This is a genomic window from Pigmentiphaga sp. NML030171 (assembly GCF_002188635.1).
Lineage (GTDB): Bacteria > Pseudomonadota > Gammaproteobacteria > Burkholderiales > Burkholderiaceae_B > Pigmentiphaga > Pigmentiphaga daeguensis.
On sequence record NZ_NINX01000026.1, the window covers coordinates 21,062 to 40,740 of the forward strand.

Annotated in this window: 16 protein-coding genes, 1 tRNA gene and 1 pseudogene; 9 read left to right on the plus strand and 9 right to left on the minus strand. The window is 68.0% G+C overall.

What is annotated here, in order from left to right; translation table 11 throughout:
* Positions 1 to 2 precede the first annotated feature (2 nt).
* Positions 3 to 1,751 (plus strand): thiamine pyrophosphate-binding protein, encoded by a 1,749-nt coding sequence (locus tag CDO46_RS08810; RefSeq protein WP_087838179.1) that lies wholly within the window; start codon positions 3 to 5, stop codon positions 1,749 to 1,751.
* Between the two features lie 16 nt (positions 1,752 to 1,767).
* Here CDO46_RS08810 and CDO46_RS08815 read toward each other — a convergent pair whose 3' ends face one another.
* Positions 1,768 to 2,637, minus strand: a complete 870-nt coding sequence (locus tag CDO46_RS08815; RefSeq protein WP_087838180.1) for an alpha/beta hydrolase — start codon at positions 2,635 to 2,637, stop codon at positions 1,768 to 1,770.
* Between the two features lie 63 nt (positions 2,638 to 2,700).
* Positions 2,701 to 3,114, minus strand: a complete 414-nt coding sequence (locus tag CDO46_RS08820; protein WP_087838181.1) for a YchJ family protein — start codon at positions 3,112 to 3,114, stop codon at positions 2,701 to 2,703.
* Positions 3,115 to 3,131: 17 nt separating this feature from the next.
* On the opposite strand from CDO46_RS08820, the gene yaaA reads away from it, so the two are divergent.
* Positions 3,132 to 3,905 (plus strand): peroxide stress protein YaaA, encoded by a 774-nt coding sequence (gene yaaA / locus CDO46_RS08825; protein WP_087838182.1) that lies wholly within the window; start codon positions 3,132 to 3,134, stop codon positions 3,903 to 3,905.
* Here yaaA and CDO46_RS08830 read toward each other — a convergent pair.
* Positions 3,848 to 6,112 carry a cation-translocating P-type ATPase gene (locus tag CDO46_RS08830; protein WP_087838183.1) on the minus strand — a complete coding sequence of 755 codons (2,265 nt, stop codon included), beginning with the start codon at positions 6,110 to 6,112 and terminating at the stop codon, positions 3,848 to 3,850. The two genes, yaaA and CDO46_RS08830, sit on opposite strands and share 58 nt — an antisense overlap.
* Before the next feature lie 109 nt (positions 6,113 to 6,221).
* Between CDO46_RS08830 and cadR the strand changes: the two genes are divergently transcribed.
* A complete protein-coding gene (gene cadR / locus CDO46_RS08835; RefSeq protein WP_087838184.1) occupies positions 6,222 to 6,674 on the plus strand; it encodes a Cd(II)/Pb(II)-responsive transcriptional regulator in 453 nt (150 codons plus the stop codon).
* 42 nt (positions 6,675 to 6,716) lie between these two features.
* On the opposite strand, the gene CDO46_RS08840 is transcribed toward cadR, so the two are convergent.
* From CDO46_RS08840 to CDO46_RS08850, 3 genes are all read right to left on the minus strand, one after another.
* Positions 6,717 to 8,936 carry an FUSC family protein gene (locus tag CDO46_RS08840; RefSeq protein WP_087838185.1) on the minus strand — a complete coding sequence of 740 codons (2,220 nt, stop codon included), beginning with the start codon at positions 8,934 to 8,936 and terminating at the stop codon, positions 6,717 to 6,719.
* Between the two features lie 72 nt (positions 8,937 to 9,008).
* On the minus strand, positions 9,009 to 10,607 hold the full coding sequence (locus tag CDO46_RS08845) for a glucan biosynthesis protein (protein ID WP_087838186.1): 1,599 nt from the start codon (positions 10,605 to 10,607) through the stop codon (positions 9,009 to 9,011).
* Between the two features lie 155 nt (positions 10,608 to 10,762).
* Positions 10,763 to 11,929 carry an MFS transporter gene (locus CDO46_RS08850; protein WP_132980376.1) on the minus strand — a complete coding sequence of 389 codons (1,167 nt, stop codon included), beginning with the start codon at positions 11,927 to 11,929 and terminating at the stop codon, positions 10,763 to 10,765.
* Positions 11,930 to 12,213: 284 nt separating this feature from the next.
* Between CDO46_RS08850 and CDO46_RS08860 the strand changes: the two genes are divergently transcribed.
* Positions 12,214 to 12,762: a Dps family protein gene (locus CDO46_RS08860; RefSeq protein WP_087838189.1), complete on the plus strand. Its 549-nt coding sequence runs from the start codon at positions 12,214 to 12,216 to the stop codon at positions 12,760 to 12,762.
* 18 nt (positions 12,763 to 12,780) lie between these two features.
* On the opposite strand, the pseudogene CDO46_RS08865 reads toward CDO46_RS08860, so the two are convergent.
* Positions 12,781 to 13,782, minus strand: a pseudogene (locus CDO46_RS08865) (phospholipase D-like domain-containing protein); the annotation flags it as partial.
* Positions 13,783 to 13,902: 120 nt separating this feature from the next.
* Between CDO46_RS08865 and CDO46_RS08870 the strand changes: the two are divergent.
* From CDO46_RS08870 to CDO46_RS08890, 5 genes are all read left to right on the plus strand, one after another.
* Positions 13,903 to 14,871 (plus strand): tripartite tricarboxylate transporter substrate binding protein, encoded by a 969-nt coding sequence (locus CDO46_RS08870; protein ID WP_087838191.1) that lies wholly within the window; start codon positions 13,903 to 13,905, stop codon positions 14,869 to 14,871.
* Positions 14,872 to 14,881: 10 nt separating this feature from the next.
* Positions 14,882 to 16,057: an alpha-hydroxy acid oxidase gene (locus tag CDO46_RS08875; RefSeq protein WP_087838192.1), complete on the plus strand. Its 1,176-nt coding sequence runs from the start codon at positions 14,882 to 14,884 to the stop codon at positions 16,055 to 16,057.
* Between the two features lie 15 nt (positions 16,058 to 16,072).
* Positions 16,073 to 16,148 (plus strand) — tRNA-Ala (locus CDO46_RS08880).
* A 212-nt stretch (positions 16,149 to 16,360) separates the two neighbouring features.
* Complete coding sequence (locus tag CDO46_RS08885; protein ID WP_087838193.1) at positions 16,361 to 16,684, plus strand: helix-turn-helix transcriptional regulator; 324 nt, start codon at positions 16,361 to 16,363, stop codon at positions 16,682 to 16,684.
* Complete coding sequence (locus tag CDO46_RS08890) at positions 16,681 to 17,898, plus strand: type II toxin-antitoxin system HipA family toxin (protein ID WP_087838194.1); 1,218 nt, start codon at positions 16,681 to 16,683, stop codon at positions 17,896 to 17,898. The genes CDO46_RS08885 and CDO46_RS08890 overlap by 4 nt, the downstream gene beginning before the upstream one ends.
* A 113-nt stretch (positions 17,899 to 18,011) precedes the next feature.
* Here CDO46_RS08890 and CDO46_RS08895 read toward each other — a convergent pair whose 3' ends face one another.
* A complete protein-coding gene (locus CDO46_RS08895) occupies positions 18,012 to 18,893 on the minus strand; it encodes an MBL fold metallo-hydrolase (protein WP_087838195.1) in 882 nt (293 codons plus the stop codon).
* Entirely contained in the window at positions 18,890 to 19,675 is a 786-nt protein-coding gene (locus CDO46_RS08900) for a class II aldolase/adducin family protein (protein ID WP_087838196.1), read from the minus strand. The genes CDO46_RS08895 and CDO46_RS08900 overlap by 4 nt, the downstream gene beginning before the upstream one ends.
* Between the last annotated feature and the right edge of the window lie 4 nt (positions 19,676 to 19,679).

A 19,679-nucleotide genomic window follows, 5' to 3' on the forward strand; every position in this document is an offset into this window, starting at 1 on the left:
ACATGACGCATGACCAGGCGCCCGGAAGGCCGCCAACGACCAGCCTGACCGGAGCGCAGGTCCTGGTGCGCCTCCTGCAGGCCGAAGGGGTGCCCTATGTCTTCGGCATAGTGGGAGGCAAGCTGGCGCCCTTGCTGCACGCGTTATCGCGCTCGTCCATTCCCTTCGTGGGCGTGCGCCACGAAGCCGCGGGCGCGATGATGGCGGCGGCGGTGCGGGCCGGATCCGGCCGCGTGGCCGTGGCGCTGGGGGAAATGGGGCCCGGGGGCCTGAACCTCGCGTCCGGCGCCGGCGTGGCTTTCAATAACAATCTCGCGGCCCTGCTGATCACGACCAACCAGCACCGGGCCGCCGCCTATCCGCATCATGGCATGTTCATGGACATGGATACGCGGGCGGTGCTGGCGCCGCTGACCAAATGGAATGCCGTGGTCCATGATGCCCGCCGCCTTCCCGAACTGGTCAGGCGCGCCTTCCGCGAAGCGCTGGGAGGGCGCCCCGGACCGGTGCACCTGGACATTCCGCAGGATGTGCTGGCCAGCACGCATGATTGGCCGCTGGATGCCTTGGCGATCGCGCCGTCCCGCTACCGGGGCGTGGCCGGGCCGCGGCCCCCTGCGGCCCAGGTGCGGGAAGCGGCGAGCCTGCTCGCCCAGGCGCGCCGCCCCCTGATCGTCGCCGGCGGCGGCGTGGTCCAGGCGGGCGCCGCCGGCGGCGTACGCACGCTCGCGCAGCGCCTGCGCGCGCCTGTCGTGCCGACGCAGATGGCGCTTGGCGTCATATCCAGCGACAGCCAGCACTTCATCGGGCATGGCGGCTTGATCGCCGGCGCCGCGGTGGCGCGCGCGTTCGACCAGGCCGATGTCGTCGTCAGCCTGGGATGCAGGCATTCCTCATGGATGTGGGACGAGCGTGGTCCGCTCGTGCGCAGCCGGCACCGGGTGCTGAACGTCAATATCGATCCGTCGGCGCTGGGGGCGCCGGCGCTGCACGAGATCGGCATGCACAGCGATGTCCGCGAAGCGCTGGACGATCTGCTGGCGTGCCTGCCGCAAGAGCTGGCGGCGGTCGAGGACGGCTGGCTGGCGGGACTGCGGGCGGTGCGCGCCCGATACGAACAGGCCCTGGCGGCCATGGATGCGCCCGTGGGGCAAGCCATGCATCCGGCGGCGCTGGCGCGCGCGATCGGCCAGGCCATCCCGGACGACGCCGTCGTGGTCTTCGATGGCGGACATACGAGCTTCTGGAGCAATGACCTGACGCCGGTGCGCGAGGTGCGTTCCCGGTTCCACGAGCCGGGCATGAGCCACCTGGGATTCGGGTTGCCGTATGCATTGGCCCTGAAGCTCCTGCATCCGGGGCGCGCCGTGTTCAACGTCACGGGGGACGGTTCGTTCGGCTTCACGCTGCAGGAGCTGGATACCGCCCGGCGTCATGGCCTGCCCGTCGTCAATATCATCCACAACAACGAGGCCTGGGGCATCATCCGCGCAGGACAGCGGGCGCAGGCGGATTTCGAGCTGGGCACGGGGTTGGAGGGGACGGACTATGCCGCCATCGCGCGCGGATTCGGCTGCCACGGCGAAACCGTGGCGCAGCCCGGCGACCTGGCGCCTGCGCTGGAGCGGGCGCTGGCCTCGGGGTTGCCCGCGGTGCTCGATTGCCGCACGGCATTCGTTCCGCATCCGGCGATGGCGGCGTTCGGCAGCATGAACCGCTACGGATTCGAGGCGCTGACCCGGCCGGCCTGAGCGCGGCGGCGCCGGGCTACACGCCCAGCAGTTCGCAGGCCGCCGCGAACAAATCCTGCGCCGGATCGGCCAGCCGGTCGCAGATGTCCAGATGGTGGCAGTCGGGTATTTCCAGCGTGCGCGTGACGTTGCGCGGCCAGCAGGCGGCGATCAGCCGGTTCTGGCGGCGGAACTCGTCCGTTTCGGATGCCCCGACCGCGGCTATCAGCGGCACGCGGCGTTCAGGCACGAAATAGGCGGGCGACAGCGCGTCCACGCGCGCCGGCGTCAATTCGAGGTTGGCCAGGAACGGCGCCTTGGCGACCGGTTCGAGGTCGTACAGCCCGCTCAGCGCCAGGCCGCCGCTGACGAGGTCGGGCGGCAGGTCCGTGGACCAGGCCTGCCAGCGCGCGGCCAGCATCATCGCGGTCAACTGGCCGCCGGCCGAGTGTCCGCTGGTCACGATGCGGCGGGCATCGAAACCCAGTTCGGCGGCATGGCGGTACAGCCAGGCATGGGCGCGCAGCATCTGCCGCACGATTTCCTCGATGGGCGTGGCGGGCGCCAGCCCGTAGTCGACGATGGCGACGGCGGCGCCGCGCGCGACATAGGCGGGCGCGATCCAGGAAAAATCGGACTTGTTCAGCGCGCGCCAGTAGCCGCCGTGGATGAAGACCAGCAGCGGGGCGCCGGGCTCGCGCGGCGGAAAATAGTCCAGGGTTTCGGCCGGCGTTTCGCCATACGGCAGTCCCAGCTGCGCGGCTTGCGTGCGGCGGGCCAGCGCGCCGTCGGCGGCCCAGCGGGCGGTATAGGTGGGATGGTCGGGAATGCGGGCGAGGTTGTTGTACTCGTGTTCGCAGAATTCGGAGGTGAAGGCCGGATGGTCGTGCAGCGGATGGACGGGCATGGCGTGTAGGTCGGATCGGGACGGCGAAGGCCGGAAGCGGCGCCTGGGGCGCCGCCCGGCAGTTTAACCATTCCGCGCGGGGAAGGTCCCGTCCACGTAGTACCAGCGTCCGTCCTCGCGCACGAAGCGGCTGTTCTCGTGCAGCCGCTGGGCGCGTCCCGCCAGCCTGCTGCGGGCCACGAATTCCACCGTGGCGTGGTCGGCGTCCGCCTGCGCCGAGGCCCGCACCTCCAGGCCCAGCCACTTCAGGCCCGGTGGATCGGGTTCCAGGGCGGCCGGCCGGGTGGAGGGATGCCAGGTCGCCAGCACATAGTCATGCCTGCCCAGCACGTAGGCGCTGTAGCGGGACCGCATCAGCGCCGGCGCGTCGGGCGCCTGCAAATGGCCGGGACCCTGGTGCCACCGGCCGCAGCATTGCGCATACGGACGGGGCAGCCCGCAGGGACACAATTGGTCTACATTAACGCCTGACTTCATTTGCTCCGGTATCCGCCATGCTGTTTCTTCTTTCCCCCGCCAAGAAACTGGATTACGACACGCCCGCGCACGTCGAGACGTCCACCCAGCCCTTGTTCGTGGATCGCGCCAAGAAGCTCATCTCGGTGTTGAAAACCAAGTCCGCCGACGACGTCGCGAGCCTCATGGACCTGAGCCCGGCGCTGGCCGAATTGAACGTGGCCCGCTACGCCAAGTGGACGCCGAAGTTTACGGCGGAAAACGCCAAGCAGGCGGTGCTGGCCTTCAACGGCGACGTCTACGAGGGGCTGGACGCTGGCACGCTGACGGCCCGCCAACTGGACTGGGCACAAGAGCACGTGGTCATCCTGAGCGGCCTGTACGGCGCGCTGCGGCCGCTGGACCTGATGCAGCCGTACCGGCTGGAGATGGGGACGCGGCTGGCGACCCCCAAGGGCAAGAACCTGTACGAATACTGGGGCAGCGAACTGTCCGACTACCTGAACCAGCGCCAGGAGGCCGACCGGCATCCGGTCGTGGTGAACCTGGCTTCCGAGGAGTACTTCAAGGCGGTCGACCGCAAGGCGCTGAAGGCCCGCGTGATCCAGTGCGTGTTCGAGGACTGGAAGGGCGGGGCCTACAAGGTGATCAGCTTCCACGCCAAGCGTGCGCGGGGCCTGATGGCCCGCCACGCCATCGAGAAACGCATCGCCAAGCCCGAGGGCCTGCAGGGCTTCGATGCCGACGGCTACGGCTACGACGCCTCGGCATCGAGCCCGGACCGGCTGGTGTTCCGCCGCAAGGCGGCCTGATCCGGCTGCGGCTGGCGCAGCAGCCGCAGCCCGTTGAACACCACCAGCAGGCTGGCGCCGGCGTCGGCGAACACCGCCATCCACAGGGTGGCCTCGCCGGTGAAGGTCAGCACGAAGAACACCAGCTTGATGGCCAGCGCGAACACGATGTTCTGCCACAGCACCCGCGAGGTCCGGTGCGACAGGCGGATGAATTCGGGCAGCTTGCGCAGATCGTCCTGCATCAACGCGACGTCGGCCGTTTCGATGGCGGTGTCGGTGCCCGCCGCGCCCATCGCGAAACCGATGTCGGCGCGGGCCAATGCCGGGGCGTCGTTGACCCCGTCTCCCACCATGCCCACGGGCGCCGCCCGGCCCAGCGCCTCCACGGCGGCCAGCTTGTCGTCGGGCAGCAGGTTGCCCCGCGCATCCTCGATGCCCAGTTCCGCCGCCACCGCGCGCACCGTGGCGGCGTTGTCGCCGGACAGGACCACCGGCTCCACGCCCAGCCGGCGCAATTCGGCCACGGCGGTCCGGCTCGAGTCGCGGATCGTGTCGGCCACCGCCAGGATGGCCACGGCCACGTCGTCCTCGCACAGGATGACGGCGGTCTTGCCCTGGCGCTCCAGCGCTTCCAGTCCGGTTTCCAGCGCGTCGTCCGCCGCGCCCAGCTCGCGCGCCAGGCGCAGGCTGCCCAGCGCATAGGTCCGGCCCTCGATCCTGCCCGTGACGCCGCGCCCGGCCAGCGACGCGAAATCCTCGACAGGCAGCGCCGCGCCCGCGTGGGCCGATACGATGGCGTGCGCCACCGGGTGGGACGACAGCGCGTCCAGGCTGGCGGCCAGTTGCAGCGCACGGGCACGGGGCAGGGGCGAGGCGCCCAGCGTCACCACGTCGGTCAGGGCCGGCTTGCCGTGGGTGAGCGTGCCCGTCTTGTCCAGGGCCAGGCGGCGCAGGCGCCGTCCCTGCTCCAGGTACAGGCCGCCCTTGATCAGGATGCCGCGCCGCGCGGCCGAGGCCAGGCCGCTGACGATGGTGACCGGCGTCGAGATGACCAGCGCGCACGGGCAGGCGATGACCAGCAGGACCAGCGCGCGGTAGACCGAGTCGAGCCAGGCCATGTCGAACGCCAGCGGCCCTGCCACGGCGACGATGATCGCCACCACGAACACGGCGGGCGTGTAGACCTGGGCGAAGCGATCGATGAAGCGCTGCGTGGGCGCGCGCTTGCCCTGGGCGTCCTGCACGGTCTGCGCGATGCGGTCCAGCATGGTGTGTCCCGCGGCCGCCGTGACGCGGTATTCGAGCACGCCCTGCTGGTTGACGGTGCCGGCATACAGCGCGTCGCCTTCCTGCTTGGCCACCGGCATGCTTTCGCCGGTGATGGGGGCCTGGTCCACGCTGGACGCGCCGCCCACCACGATGCCGTCCAGCACGATGCGCTCGCCCGGCCGCACCCGCACCACGGCATCCACGCCGATCAGCCGCGCGGGCATTTCCTGCCACGAGCCGTCGCCCTGGCGGACCAGGCCGCGCTCGGGCGCCAGCGCCGTCAGGCTGCGTATGGCGTTGCGGGCGCGCGTCAGGCTGAGCGCCTCGATCATCTCGGCCACGCCGAACAGCCAGATCACCATGGCCGCCTCGGGCCACTGGCCGATCAGGGCCGCGCCGATCACCGCCACGGTCATCAGCAGGTTGATGTTGAGGGTGACATGGCGCAGCGCCAGCCAGCCCTTGCGCAGCGTGCCCAGGCCACCCAGCAGGATGGCCGCCAGCGCCAGCGCGGCCACGGGCAGCGAGGTGTCGGCGCCGGTGGCGTAGGCCAGCACTTCCGAACCGATCGCGAAGGCGCCGGCCAGGCCCATGCGGGCCCACGGCTGGCGCGGCGCGGCCTCGGCCGGCTGGTCCTCGGGCGCGGCGGCCGCGTCGATCGGCACCGGCGACATGTTCAGGCCGGCGATGGCCGCCATGATGGGTTGCGGGTCGTCCAGCACATGGCCGACTTTCAGCGTGCGGCCGATCAGGTCGAACGACAGCGTGCGCACGCCGTCCATCGATTCGAGCGCCTTGCGCAGCAGCCGTTCCTCGGTCGGGCAGTCCATCTGCTCGATCTTGAATAGAGACGTGCGCAGTCCTTCGTCCGTGGCCGGCAAGGCATCGCGCGGGCGAGTGGTTTCAGGCGCGGCTTCGTGGCCGTCGCCGTGGCAGTGTTTGCAGGAATCGGACATCCGTCTGCTCCAAAGGCGTTACGGATCCATTTGAAACCCTGTAGCCGGTATAGAGTCAAGCGGGGACATTGGCGTATCCTGGGAGGTGGAAACAGCCGCGGGGAATGCGATGAAGATAGGAGAACTGTCCACGCGGACCGGCACGCCGGTCGAAACGATTCGTTACTACGAGCGCGAGGGCCTGCTGCCGCCGCCGGCCCGCACGGCCGCCAACTACCGCATCTACGGCGAACCGCACGTGGAACGGTTGCTGCTGGTGCGCAACTGCCGCGCGCTGGACATGACGCTGGAAGAGATCCGGCGATTGCTGCGCTTCTGCGACGATCCCGCGGACAACTGCGGCGAGATCAACGCCTTGCTGGACGAACACATCGGCCACGTCGCCACCCGCATCGCCGAACTGAAGGCCCTGGAGACGACGCTGAAGACCTTGCGCAGCCAATGCTCGGACGAACGCGCCGCGCGCGATTGCGGCATCCTGCAGGGGCTGGCGGCCGCACCGGAGCCGGCGCGCCGCGACGCCGAGCACAAGCACGGGCTGCTGGGGCCGACCCACGGCTGAGCCGTCCGGCCTGTGCGAGCCTCCTTTTAGCGGGAACTGGCCCTAGTGCACCTGCGGGACCGTGGCGCGTATCAGCAGCGCGGTCTTGGCCATCTGCTTGATCTGGTAGGCGAGCTGCTGCAAGACCAGCACGCGCTCGGCGTCGGCCGGCGCGGTGCCGGCCTGGGCGGCCGCCACGGCGCCGTCCATGTCGCGGGTCAGCTGCTTGAGCTGGTCGTCCTCGTCCGGCTGGGGCGGCTTGCCGGCGTTGGCGTCGCGCAGCAGGCGGTCCACCGTCGCGACCGTCTCTGTCATCGGCGGCGGCAGCGAAGGCAGCGCGGCGATCAGCGGCGCCGCCGCGCCCACCTGCGCGGCCATGTCGTGCAACTGGATGACCAGGCTGTTCAACTGCGCCGGTGAACGCTGCTTGGACTTGGGCTCCAGCATCATCCGGTAGAACGAGTTGGTGAAGTTGCCGAACGCGATGTGCACGTTCTTGCGCGCCAGCCGGTAGTCGACGTTTTCCTGGTGCATCTCGACGTTGTCGACCGAAGTGCCGGCCAGTCCCAGGCTGGCCATCAGGTAATGGCGATTGGCCTCGATCGCGCGCCGCAGCAGCGGCCGCAGCATCCGGTATTCCCAATAGGGGAAGACGTAGCTGCAGGCCAGCGCGATGGCCGAGCCGACCAGCGTGTCGATGGCCCGCTCGCCCACCACCATGAGCGAGCCCGGCGCCAGGAAGTGGAAGCTCAGCAGCACGAAGGCGGTATTGAAGGCGGAGCTGCCGACGTAGTACAGCAGCACCAGGCTGTTGGCCATGACGACCGCCACGAACATCGCCGCCAGCAGCACGAACTTGTTGTGCACGAAGAACAGGAGGGCCAGGACCAGGGCGCAGCCGATCAGCGTTCCGGCCAGGCGCTGCAGGTTGCGCTGCTTGGACAGGGCGAAGCCGGGCTTCATGATGACGAGTATGGTCAGCACCACCCAGTAGCCGTGGATGGCATGGTGCGGCATCAGCCACTCGCTGGAGATGGTCATGCCTATCGCCGCCGCCAGGGTGACCCGCAGTGCGTGCCGGAGATACGGCGAGCTCCATCGGAAGTTGCTGCTCAGGCGGCCCAGCTTGAAGTCCTGGCGGGACAGGAAGCGCTGCAGCGAGGCGTCGACCTGGAGCGAGCCCGGTTCGTCCAGGTGAGCGACGTCGGTGTGGCGGCGCAGCCGGTCGACGATGTAGGCGGCGTTGCGGGCGCGGCGGAAGGTCGAGATCAGCGCGGCGTAGGCTTCCGGCTCGGCCTCGGGGAAGCCGCGCTGCTTGAGCAGTTCGATCTCGTATTCGATGGCTCGCACTTCGGCCTTGACGGTGACCCTGCTCTTGCTGGGCATGCCTTGCGTCACGGCCAGGCCCACGGCCTCGGTGTCCTGCGAGAGCTTGTGCAGCAGGTCGCGGAAAAAAACCAGCAGGTCGGAATCCTTGAACATCCTGCGCAGCAGCAGGTAGTCGGTATGGACCGCGACCATGGTCTCGTGCAGGTCGACGATGTCGATGAACAGATTGAACAGCATGGTCCGGTACTGGTCGCGCCGGCGATCGGAGCGGCGGGGCAGTTCGCGCAGCACCACGTCGCGCGCGGCTTCCTGCTGTTCGGCCACGGCGGCCTGGCGGGCGATCAGTTGCCGGTAGTTGTCTTCGATGTCGACGTCCGGATCGTAGAAGCGGGCCTTGGCTTCGAGGTACTCGGCCGAGGCGAAGATGCAGACGGCGATCGCCTGCTGCGCCTGCCGGTACCAGAGGAGCCGGTTCACGGCCAGGCTGAACGCCGTGTACCACAGGCCGCCGACCAGGACGGCGGCGGTGTGCAGGGCGGCGGCGCGCGCGTCCAGGACGTCGTGCATGGTCAGCGTCATCAGCAGCAGGCAGCCGAAGCCGATCAGCCCGCCCTTGCGGCCGTACACCGCCAGCAGCGAGAAGCCGAAGCACTGCGCGATCACCGCGATCCACAGCGCCAGCGGGTAGGGCGAGGCGAGCGCGGTGATGGCCGCCGCCAGTGTGCCCAGCAGTGCGCAGCCCAGCATCTCGTTGCGCCGGTGCCGGAAGGGCCCGGGCTGGTCGACGATGGCCACGCACATGGCGCCAAACGTCGCCGCCAGCCCCAGGGCCGCGTGATGGAACAGCCCCAGCAGCACCAGAGCAGGCATGAGCACGCCCAACGCCTGCCGGATCCCCATGTAGAAGTACTGGCTGTAGATGAATTTCTTGATGTTCTTGGTGGAGTAATCCATCGAAGCGGATTCCGGGCGGTGTTCTGCGAGTCTATTGGAAAACCCGCCGGCCGGGGGAGGTCCCCGGCGCGATCAGGCGCCGCTGCCCGGCGGATGGTATTGGTACAGCCACGTCTCCGACAGCGTCAGTTCGCCGCTCTTCAGGTAGAGGCGCATCTCCACGGGGTCGGTGCCGTCCACCGTCAGGTCGAACTGGGCGCGCCAGTGGCCGGGGATGTCGTCGGGCACCGCCTCGACGTATACGTAGGAAAAGCTGCCGCGCGACGCCCACAGCACGGCTTCGGGCGCGACGCCGTAGGGCAGGCCGGCCAGCGGGCCACCCAGGAATTCCACCATGAACTTGCGCACGCCCTGCGGCCGAGGCTGGCCCGGCTGTCCGCCGTTGCCCAGGCGCGTGGCGACGCAGCGCGCGGTGGCCGGCGGGTAGGGCTCGCGGTCGGTCCAGTGCAGGCGGTACTTCAGCCGGTGCTCGTCGCCTTTTCTGGCCGGGGAGGCCGGGACCCACATCGCGACGATGTTGTCGTGGATCTCGTCATCGGTGGGAATCTCCACCAGGTGCACGGCGCCCGGGCCCCAGTCCCCCAGCGGTTCCACCCATAGCGAGGGGCGGCGCTCGTAGTGGACGCCGTCCAGGTAGTGGTCGAAGTTCCGGTCTCGCTGGAGCAGGCCGAAGCCGCGCGGATTATCGTCGCCGAACGCCGAGGCCATGATGCGCGGCGGATTGTTCAGGGGCCGCCAGATGTACTCGCCGCCGCGGGTCCACATCGCCAGCCCGTCGGAGTCGTGCACCTCGGGCCGCCAGTCGATGGCGGTGGGCTTGGAGACTTCCGAGAACCAGTACATGGACGTCAGCGGGGCGATTCCCAGGCGCGCGACGTCCCGGCGCAGGAACAGGGCCGCGTCGATGTCCATCAGCACCGCCTTGCCGCGCGTCATGTCGAAGCGGAAGGCGCCCGTGATGCTGGGACCGTCCAGGCGGGCGTAGACCGTGACGGTATCGCTGCCGGCCGCCGGCGGGACGAAATAGATGTGCGTGAATGCGGGGAATTCCTCGGCGCGGTCGGGGACGGCGATATCGATCGCGATGCCGCGCGCCGACAGGCCGTATTGATAGAGTTCGCCGATCGCGCGGAAGTAAGAGGCGCTCAGGAACGCGACCCAGTCGTTCGTGCGCCAGTCCGGCGCGGCCGGGCCGGCCACGCGGCTTTCCTGGAAGCGGAAGCCGGCGAAGCCGATGCCGGGGGGCAGCGCGTGGGCGGGGCTGTCGGCGGGCATGTCGAAATAGCTTTCGTCGTACAGGATCTCGCGCGCCTGGCCGGCCCCGTCTCCGTCCAGGACGTACATGCGCACCGGCGTGGGCGAGAACCGGCCCAGGTGGAAGAAGGTGACCGGAAACCGGCCCGGGCCGTCGGCGAACAGGGCATGGTCCGGCTTGAAGCGTATTTCTCCCACGGCGGCATAGTCCAGGCGTTCCAGGATGGGCCAGTTCGGCATGGGCGTGGCCTGGAACGGGCGTGTGGCGGCCTCGCGCGCTTGGCGCACAAGGTGGTCGAACGAGAAAGGCGCGCGTGCGCCCAGCCTGAGCGGCGCCGCCGCACCGGCCGGTGCGTAGCCCATGGCGGCCATGGCCAGGGCGCCGGCGGTAACGAGAAAGGTACGTCGGTCGGTCATAGGGGGAGAGCCATCCGGTTTCATCGGCGTGCCCAATTTTTCATCACGTCGGGTAAGTCGTTGGTGAAAAAAGGTTTTTTTGTGTAGTCCCACGGCTGTCCCCAAAGTTGTCCACACCGGGGGTGGGTAACTTGGGACAGCGGACCGCGCGTTCGTCAGGAGCGGACAGGCAGCAGCCGGCGGGACAGGATCACGAAACCCGCCGATGCGGCGATGGCGGTAAGGAGCAGCGTCATCGCGGCGGTCATGGGACCGGCGTGGTCGGTGATGAAGCCCAGCAGCATGGGCCATGCGTTGCCGATGTAGCCCGCGATGTAGAACAGCGAGACCATGAGGCCGCGCCGCTGGGGCGGCGCGATCTGGTTGACGATGCCCGCGGCGCCGATGAACGCCGCGCCGAACCCCAGGCCGGTGACCAGGACCGCCAGGCCCATCAGCCAGGCCTGGGTGGCCAGCAGCGAGGCGACGGCGCAGGCCAGTCCGCTGGCAAATACCACGTTGCCGTAGCGGAAGGCGGACGTGCTGGACGTACGCTGGCTGAGGAATTGCGCGGTGCCGGCGCAGGCCGCCAGCAGCGAGCTGGCATAGCCGCTGAGCGCATAGTCGTGGATGCCCAGCAGTTTCTCGCCCAGCGACGGTCCCATCGCCATCAGCGACGAGCCGACCCCCCAGACGATGGACAGCGTGATGCAGCAGAGCAGCATCAACTGGGTGACGCGCCGGGCGGGCAGGGCGCGGGCGGACGCATGCACGGCCTGCGGCGAATGCTGCGCCGGAGCCGGCGGGGCGGTCCGGCGCAGCGGCAGGCGCCACAGCCCATGACCGACGGCGAGGGCGATCGAGACGATGACCAGGAAAGGGAGGACGGTGGGGTAGAGCCCCGCTTGCAGGGCCACGCCGCTCAGGATCGGCCCGAGGATGGAACCCAGCGTGAAGGCCGCCGTGCCGAACAGCGCGGCGCGCTGCTTGTGCTGCGGCGGTTCCAGATCGAGCAGCGCGGCGTTGGCCGCGCCGGTCAGCGTGCCGGTGCCCAGGCCCGCCAGCAGGCGGCCTGCCAGCAGCATGCCCAGGTTATGGGCGAGGGCCAGCAGGATCGCGCCGGTCGCCACCATGGCCAGCGCGGGCAGCAGCAGCCGGCGGCGGTCCGCGACCCTGTCGGCCAGGCGGCCGCCGACGAGCAGCGCGCTCAGCACGCCGACCACATAGGCGAAGAAGATCGCCGTGGTGGTGAACGAGGGCAGGTGCAGTTGCGCCTGGTAGAGCGGATAGAGCGGCGTGGGAACGCTGCTGCCCATGACGCCGGTCATGAGCGAGATCGTCACGAGCGCGCGGGCTTTCCAGAGCGAGCGCGTCGATGCCGGAAGCGAAGGGGAGTCGGAGTTCAAGCGGCAGGGCTCAGGATGGGGCGGCGGGCGGTGGAGTCCTTGCCGCCGGCCGGAATACGAGAGCGCACTAGTCTACACCCATTCATGGATGGGCTACGGGTTTACCATTAGTCGGGCGCTCGGTTGATCTGGCGTCCCATGCCTTTCATAATCGGACGGCGGGTACGGCCATCGCGGCCTGCGCCCCCGCGCCCCGCCTCACCTCTCCCCTGGAGCATGCCATGAAGCGAATGGACACCGAACGTCAAGGCAAGTTGAAGAAGCGCCGCGCGGCCCCGCTGGCCACCCCCACCGACCTCGGCGCGGAAGCGACGCGCGAACTCAGCGGCGTGCTCAACGGTATCCTGGCCGACGTCTTCGCCCTGTACCTGAAGACCAAGAATTTCCACTGGCACATGAGCGGTCCGCACTTCCGCGACTACCACGTATTGCTGGACGAGCAAGGCGTCGAGATCTTCGCCATGACCGACGTCATCGCCGAACGCGTGCGCAAGATAGGCGGGCCCACCATCAAGTCCATCGGCCATATCGCCAAGCTGCAGCGCATCCTGGACAACGACGCGGACTACGTCCAGCCGCTGGACATGCTCGCCGAGCTGCGCGAGGACAACAAGACCCTGGCCAGCCACCTGCGCGAGGCGCACGAGATCTGCGACACCCATCGCGACATCGCCACCGCCAGCCTGATCGAGAACTGGATAGACGAGGCCGAGCGGCGCACGTGGTTCCTGTTCGAGGCCAGCCGCAATTCCGACGGCACCGGGCATTGACGGCGGGACCGGCCCGCGTCACAGCAGGGGTTCGATGGGCAGCCATGACATCAGCCGGATCGCCAGCCGCTTGAGCAGGCCGGTGCCGGGTTCGGTGTCGTGCCGGATGGTGCGGCCGTCCCGGCGCTCGAGCCAGTACAGGCCGCCTTCCGGCGCCAGGCCGACCTCGTAGGCACTGTCCGGTATGGTGGTGTCGAATGCCTCGGAAATCCGGCTGGCGAGCTCGGGGCTGTCGATGACGAAACCCAGCTCCGTGTTCAGGTTGGCCGAGCGCGGATCGAAATTGAAGGATCCGATGAAAGCCCGGGTACGGTCCACGCCGAAGGTCTTGGCGTGCAGGCTGGAGCCCGAACTGCCGAACAGCGGCTTGCCTTCGGGCCTGCCGCTGTGGTGCGAGTTGCTGCGCATTTCATACAGGCGCACGCCCGCCTCCAGCAGGTCCTTGCGCCGCCGGGCATAGCCCGAATGCACGACAGGCACATCGGTGGCCTCCAGCGCATTGGTCAGCACCCGCAGCTTCACCCCCTGTCGCGCCATGGCCGCGAAAGCTTCGGTCCCCTGGGCGCCCGGCACGAAGTAGGGCGACACCAGGTCCAGTTCCTTTTCCGGCGTGCCGATGATGGCGGCCAGTTGATGGGCCAGCAGTCCATCGGGCGTGGCCTGGCCCTGCGCCTTGGCCGGGTCGTCGCTGACCATGCGCGCGGGGGCCCAGGTCAGCGGCAGCGTGCCCGCCAGCAGGTCGCGCACGAAGGGTTGCTCGCGCATGGCCCGCACATAGGCGGCCGCGGCCGGGCTGGCCTCGATCGAGGCCGAATCGGTCGCCAGCTCGTCCAGCCTGGCGGCCGGGACGGGAGCAAGCAACTGGGCGACCGGATAGGCCGAGACGCTGGCCCAGTAGCGGTCGAAGTCCGCCGAGACCTCGTTCACGATGCCGCCCACGGCCAGCACGTCGAGGTCGGCGAACAGCACGCCATCGGTGGCGCCGAAGTATTCGTCGCCGATGTTGCGGCCGCCCACGACACAATGCCGTGGCCGACTATGGCCCGGACGAGCCCCGCCTGATCAAGCGCTGCCAGGTCATGGCCGACCGGTATTTCGTTGCGGCGGCATGACGCTGGAGACCACGAGGAGGAGACCCCAATGAAAAAGACATCGACACTGTTGCTGGCCGCCACGCTGGCCGCCGCCGCGGGATCGGCCGCCGGCGCCTATCCGGACCGGCCCATACGCATGATCGTCGGCTTCGCGGCCGGCGGGCCCACCGACGTGATCGCCCGGGTGCTGGCGCAGGAAATGACGCGTTCGCTGGGGCACCCCGTGGTGGTGGAAAACAAGGCGGGCGCCAACTCGCTGATCGCCACGCGCGAGGTGGCGGCGGCCGGGGCGGACGGATACACCGTGCTGTTCGCCTCGCTGTCGCACAACGTCAACTGGCTCCTGCTGGGCGCCAAGGCCGGCTACGACCCGCTGAAGGACTTCGCGCCGGTTTCCAACGCGGCGTCGCTGCCCATGGTCGCGGTCACCGCCTACCAGTCGCCCATCCAGTCCATGAAGCAGTTGATCGAGCAGGCGCGCGCCAAGCCGGACACCATCAGCTATGGTTCCGCGGGCAACGGCGGGTCGGCCCACCTGGCGGGCGCCATGCTGTCGACCATGGCCAAGGCGCGCATGATCCACGTGCCGTTCCGCGGCAACGGCCCGGCGCTGACCGAGGTCATCGCGGGGCGCGTCTCGTTCATGTTCTATCCCATCATAGGCGTGGCCGCCAACGTCCAGGAGAAGCGCCTGAAAGTGCTGGCGGTGGGGACGCCGCAGGCCGGCGCCGAGTTTCCCGGCGTGCCCACGATGGCCGACGTCGGCTTCCCCGACTTCCAGGACACGGCGCCGTGGGTGGGATTGCTGGCGCCGGCCGGCACGCCGCAGCCGGTGGTGCGGAAGCTGAACCAGTCCATGGTCGACGCGCTGCGGCAGCCCGACGTGCAGAAGCGCCTGAAGGAACTGGGGGCGGAGGTCATCGGCGATACGCCCGAGGCGTTCGGCAAGTTCCTGGTCCAGGACCAGAAGCGCTGGGCCGAGGTGATCAAGGCCGCCGGCATCACGGCGGAATAGGCGCGAGGCCATGACCGGACTGCCACGTGCCTGCAGTATCGAAGACCTGCGCCGCGCGTCGCGGCGCCGCCTGCCCCGCGCCATTTTCGATTTCTTCGACGGTGGCGCCGAAGACGAACTGACGCTGGCCGACAATTGCGCGGCCTTCCGGCGCGTACGGCTGGCGCCACGCGCGCTGGTCGACGTCTCGGCGGTAGACACCAGCGCGCGGGTACTGGGCGCCCCGTCCAGCCTGCCGCTGGCCGTCGCACCTACCGGCGCGGTGGGGTTCGGCCGCCGCGGCGGCGACATCGCCATCGCCCGCGCCGCCGCCCGGGCGGGCGTGCCCTATACGCTGTCGACCTCGGCCACCGCCTCGATCGAGCAGATCGCCGATGCCGCGCCGGGACGTCTGTGGTTCCAGGCCTACATCCTGCGCCACCGGCCGTTGCTGGAGTCGCTGATCGCCCGCGCGCGGGCGGCGGACTACGAAGGCCTGATGATCACCGTCGACCTGCCCGTGGGCGGCAAGCGCGAGCGCGACTCCCGCAACGGCCTGTCCTTCCCCTTCCACTACACCGCGCGCAACCTGCGCGACTTCGCCAGCCGGCCGGTCTGGGCGCTGGACATGCTGTGCCGCGGCCTGCCCGTGATGGAAAGCCTGAAGGGCCTGGAAGCGCCCGGCGCCGACGCCACGCGCCTGGCCTCGTCGGTGGGCCGCAGCTACGATCCCTCGTTCGACTGGGCGCGCCTGGAGGCCCTGCGCGACCAGTGGCCGCGCAAGCTGATCGTGAAGGGCGTGCTGCGCCCGGACGACGCCGACAGGCTGGCGCGGATGGGCTGCGATGCCGTGGTCGTGTCGAATCATGGCGGCCGGCAACTGGACGGCGCGGCGGCGACGCTGGACGCACTGCCCGGCGTGACGCAGGCCGCCGCCGGCCGCATGGAGGTGCTGGTCGATGGCGGCGTGCGGCGCGGCGGCGACATCCTGAAGGCGCTGGCGCTGGGGGCGAACGCCGTGCTGGTGGGGCGGGCCACGCTGTGGGGCGCGATCGCCGCGGGCGAGGCGGGTGCCGCCCGTGCGCTGGACATCCTGCGCGAGGAGTTCCAGCGCGGCATGCAGCTTTGCGGCGCCCGCCGCGTGCCAGAGATCGGTCCGGATCTGTTGTTCGAGGCGCCACGCACGTATCGAAAAAATACGGTATAGTTGCTGTCTGCACGTGGGGCGGTAGCTCAGCTGGGAGAGCGTCGCGTTCGCAATGCGAAGGTCGGGAGTTCGATCCTCCTCCGCTCCACCAAGGTTTCATTCAAAAACGACGTACTGCATCTTGCGATGCGGACGTCGTTTTTGTTTTGGGCAATGCCTTCGATTTTATGTAATGAATATGAGACATTATGTTGTTCTGACCTCGTAATGTCTCAAATAAAGAGCATGGGCTTGCAGTTGCTATAATGTCTGATATACGATTCATTATCGCGTTTTTCGCTGATAGTGTCCCGGATATAGAACATGAACCTTGCCGAGTTGGGGGAAGCCTTCCGTAGCGCCCGCATGGCGGCCGATCTGACTCAACAGCAGGTCGCCGAGATGAGCGGCGTGGCGCGCGGCCGCATCAGCATGTTCGAGACGGGGGCGTTACCTGAAATCGGCGCAGTCAAAATGCTGAGCCTTTTCGACGCCGTGGGGCTGGAGTTGATCGCCCGTCCGCCGGGGCATCAGCGCACGCTCGACGACGTTCTGGCCGAGCCTGCCGAGGCGGGCGATACCTCCATGCGCCAGCGGGTGCGCAAGCGCTCCGCGCGCGGCCCGAAAACCACGAAGCGCCAGCCATGAGCCGCGCGACGCTCGATGTCCATGTGAGCGGCGAGCTGGTGGGGACGCTTGCCGAGGAAGCGGCCAGGTATGTCTTCAGCTATTTGCCCGATACGCCGCCGGATCGCTTCGTTTCGCTGCTCATGCCGGTGCGGGCGGCATCGTACGACTGGAAAACGCTGCACCCCTTCTTCCAGATGAATCTGCCGGAGGGCTTCAAGAAAGACCTGATGATTCGCCGCCTGGGCCCGCATGCTGACGTCAGCGATTTCGGCCTGCTTGCGCTGACGGGCGCCAACACGATCGGACGCGTCCAGGTGGTGCCGCGAGGCGCCACGCTCGCTGCGGCCTCCAGCAAGGCCGACATGGCCGGACTGCTCGCGTCGGCCAATTCGCGGGAAAACCTGCTGCGGCTGCTGGAGGGCGGGGTGGCGGAAGGGGTGTCCGGCGTCATGCCCAAGGCGCTCGTGCGGCCCGAGGATAGGGCGACGGTCTGGACGGACGAGTTCATCCTGAAGACGGGTTTCGATGATCTGCCGGGACTGGCGATCAACGAGTTCCTTTGCCTCGAGGTCGCCCGAGAGGCCGGTCTCGAGGTACCCGAGACCAGGCTGTCCGACGACGGGCAGGTACTGGCGGTACGACGCTTCGACCGTACCGCCGACGGCCGGATGCTTGCGGTCGAGGACTACTGCGCGCTCAAGCCCAATGACGCCGTCAATAAATACAAGGGGACGCTGGAGGACCTGGCCAAGCTCACCCGCGCCTACGTGCCGCGCGCGGCATTCAAGGAGGCGGCACGCCGCCTCTATGCGTTGATATTGCTGAACTACGCCGTTCGCAATGCCGATGCGCATCTGAAAAACTTCGCGCTGGTCTATACCGACGTCGACGACGTCCGGCTGGCGCCGGTCTACGACGTCCTGAGCAGCACCGTCTATCCGAGGTTTGCGACGAACCTGCCCGCGCTGCCCGTGCAAGGCAAGCGCGTGTGGGCGTCGGGCAGCATGCTTGCGATCTACGGGGCCACGCGGCTGGGCCTGAGCAAGGCGGACATGGACGAGGCGCGCGAACGGATCACGCAAGCCGTGCACGGGGTTGCGCCGATGGTCTCCGACCATGCCGCGCGCTACCCCGGCTTTCGCGATGTCGCGCAAGGCATGTTGGCCGCCTGGGGCGCCGGGCTGGCCGATATCAGGCCCGAGGCCAAGCCTGGGAAACCCGTTGCACGTTGATCCGCCGCCGCATTCGCTCTTTTTGGTCCGCTCTCTCTTCGCTCGAAACCTGCGCGAGTTGAAATACTATTGAAATACCTCGCGGGTTCCGGATTCCGCAGGGTTCTCCGGGACTACGTTCGGCGAAGCGCGTCCACAAGCTCTTGATATACGCGCCGCACGTCTTCCAGCAGCCGTTCCTCGGTATCGGCCCAATGACGAAAATCGCCCAGGTCCATATTCCGGGCTACCTCTTCGGCGCTCGCGCCGGCCTGGAATCCCTGTCTGGAGCAACGGTCTATCGTTTCAAGATAGTTCAACATCGATGCCAGGCCGGCCTTGTCGCTGATCGGACCATGCCCTGGCACGATGACGTCCACGTCCATTTTCAGCAGCTCTCGCACCACGGCGATCCAGCCGGCCATGTTTCCGGCAAATGCAGCTGGACAAACGCGATTGAAGAACAGATCGCCGGTAAAAAGGATCCGCTCGGCAGGCAGCCAGGCCACCGCGTCTCCATCGGTGTGGGCGATTCCTGGATGAAAGCAGACGATTTCGCGTTCGCCTTGATGCAGGAACACCCGGTCTTCAAACGTCAGGTCAGGAACGATCACCGGGATGTCGCGCAAATCGGCCGCGAAGTGCGGTCGCTTCGCCGCCCATCGCGCCGCCGCATCCGGCCCGCCGTTGACGATGTTGGCCCGGCAGGCGCGATGGCAGATGACGCATGCGGAGCGGAATCGGTGTGTGCCAAGGATGTGGTCCACGTGATGATGCGTCAGCAGTACACGGCCGACCGGCTTGTCGGTGACGCGCTGGATCGCGCCGATGAACGCCTCGTGCATCGAGTTGGTACCCAGGGTGTCGATAACCACGCAATGCTCGGGGCCGACGATCAGGCCAGCATTGCTATAGCCTGCATTGCCGTGGGCACCGTTGGGCTGCACATAGGCGAACACCCCGTCCGCCAGTTCCCGCATGCCGGTTTCCCACTTGAAGAAATTCGCCGTGCTCATAGGCAATGCTCTAGAGAAGGATGATCGGCAATGAACTTCTGCCGCAGATTCTGATATCCGAAGTACGCCACTACCTCTCGGCCTATGGCACGCAGGGTACGCCTTGCTACCTCCTCGGGAAGCGCGCGCGGCTGGCCGGCTGCTTCCGCGAGCAATTGCACCCTGCAGGCATTGTCCAGCGAGACAAGCCAGAAGATGCACGATTCGATGGTCGTGCCTACGGTCAGCAAGCCGTGGTTCTGCAACAGCAGGGCTTTGCGCGAGCCCAGGGTCCGGGCGATAAGCTTCCCCTCTTCGTCGCTAAGCACAATGCCTGAGTACAGTTCCAGTACCGCATGGTCGTCGAAGAAGGCGCACGCATCCTGGGTAATCGGGTCGAGCTGGCGGCCGAGACTGGCCCACGCCTTTCCATGTGTCGAATGCCCGTGCGCAATGGCCAGAACATCGGGCCTGGCCTCGTGTATGGCCGCATGCACGGCAAACGACGCGGGATTGAGGATGCCGTCGCCTGCAAGCACCTTTCCGCTCTTGTCGACCAACAGCAGATCGTTTGTCGTCAGCGTTCCAAAATGGCGGCCGTATGCGTTGACCCAGAAGCAATCGGGTTGGCGGGCATCCCGGACAGTAATGTGCCCCGCCGTTCCCCAGTCCAGATTCAAGCTGGAAAGCAGGCGGCAGCCGATCGCGAGTTCGCGACGGCGCCTTTCCGTTTCCTCGCGCACATCCTCCATGGCGGGTGGAATAGTCATCGGATACTTGGGCGTTTCTTCGTTTGCTTGCATGTCA

Coding starts and splice junctions, on each gene's coding strand:
- CDO46_RS08820 (WP_087838181.1), bottom strand. CDS start 3,114: ATGAAGTCAGGCGTTAATGTAGACCAATTGTGTCCCTGCGGGCTGCCC.
- yaaA (WP_087838182.1), top strand. CDS start 3,132: ATGCTGTTTCTTCTTTCCCCCGCCAAGAAACTGGATTACGACACGCCC.
- CDO46_RS08900 (WP_087838196.1), bottom strand. CDS start 19,675: ATGCAAGCAAACGAAGAAACGCCCAAGTATCCGATGACTATTCCACCC.
- CDO46_RS08885 (WP_087838193.1), top strand. CDS start 16,361: ATGAACCTTGCCGAGTTGGGGGAAGCCTTCCGTAGCGCCCGCATGGCG.
- CDO46_RS08870 (WP_087838191.1), top strand. CDS start 13,903: ATGAAAAAGACATCGACACTGTTGCTGGCCGCCACGCTGGCCGCCGCC.
- CDO46_RS08815 (WP_087838180.1), bottom strand. CDS start 2,637: ATGCCCGTCCATCCGCTGCACGACCATCCGGCCTTCACCTCCGAATTC.
- CDO46_RS08840 (WP_087838185.1), bottom strand. CDS start 8,936: ATGGATTACTCCACCAAGAACATCAAGAAATTCATCTACAGCCAGTAC.
- CDO46_RS08810 (WP_087838179.1), top strand. CDS start 3: ATGACGCATGACCAGGCGCCCGGAAGGCCGCCAACGACCAGCCTGACC.
- CDO46_RS08830 (WP_087838183.1), bottom strand. CDS start 6,112: ATGTCCGATTCCTGCAAACACTGCCACGGCGACGGCCACGAAGCCGCG.
- CDO46_RS08875 (WP_087838192.1), top strand. CDS start 14,882: ATGACCGGACTGCCACGTGCCTGCAGTATCGAAGACCTGCGCCGCGCG.
- cadR (WP_087838184.1), top strand. CDS start 6,222: ATGAAGATAGGAGAACTGTCCACGCGGACCGGCACGCCGGTCGAAACG.
- CDO46_RS08845 (WP_087838186.1), bottom strand. CDS start 10,607: ATGACCGACCGACGTACCTTTCTCGTTACCGCCGGCGCCCTGGCCATG.
- CDO46_RS08860 (WP_087838189.1), top strand. CDS start 12,214: ATGAAGCGAATGGACACCGAACGTCAAGGCAAGTTGAAGAAGCGCCGC.
- CDO46_RS08895 (WP_087838195.1), bottom strand. CDS start 18,893: ATGAGCACGGCGAATTTCTTCAAGTGGGAAACCGGCATGCGGGAACTG.
- CDO46_RS08890 (WP_087838194.1), top strand. CDS start 16,681: ATGAGCCGCGCGACGCTCGATGTCCATGTGAGCGGCGAGCTGGTGGGG.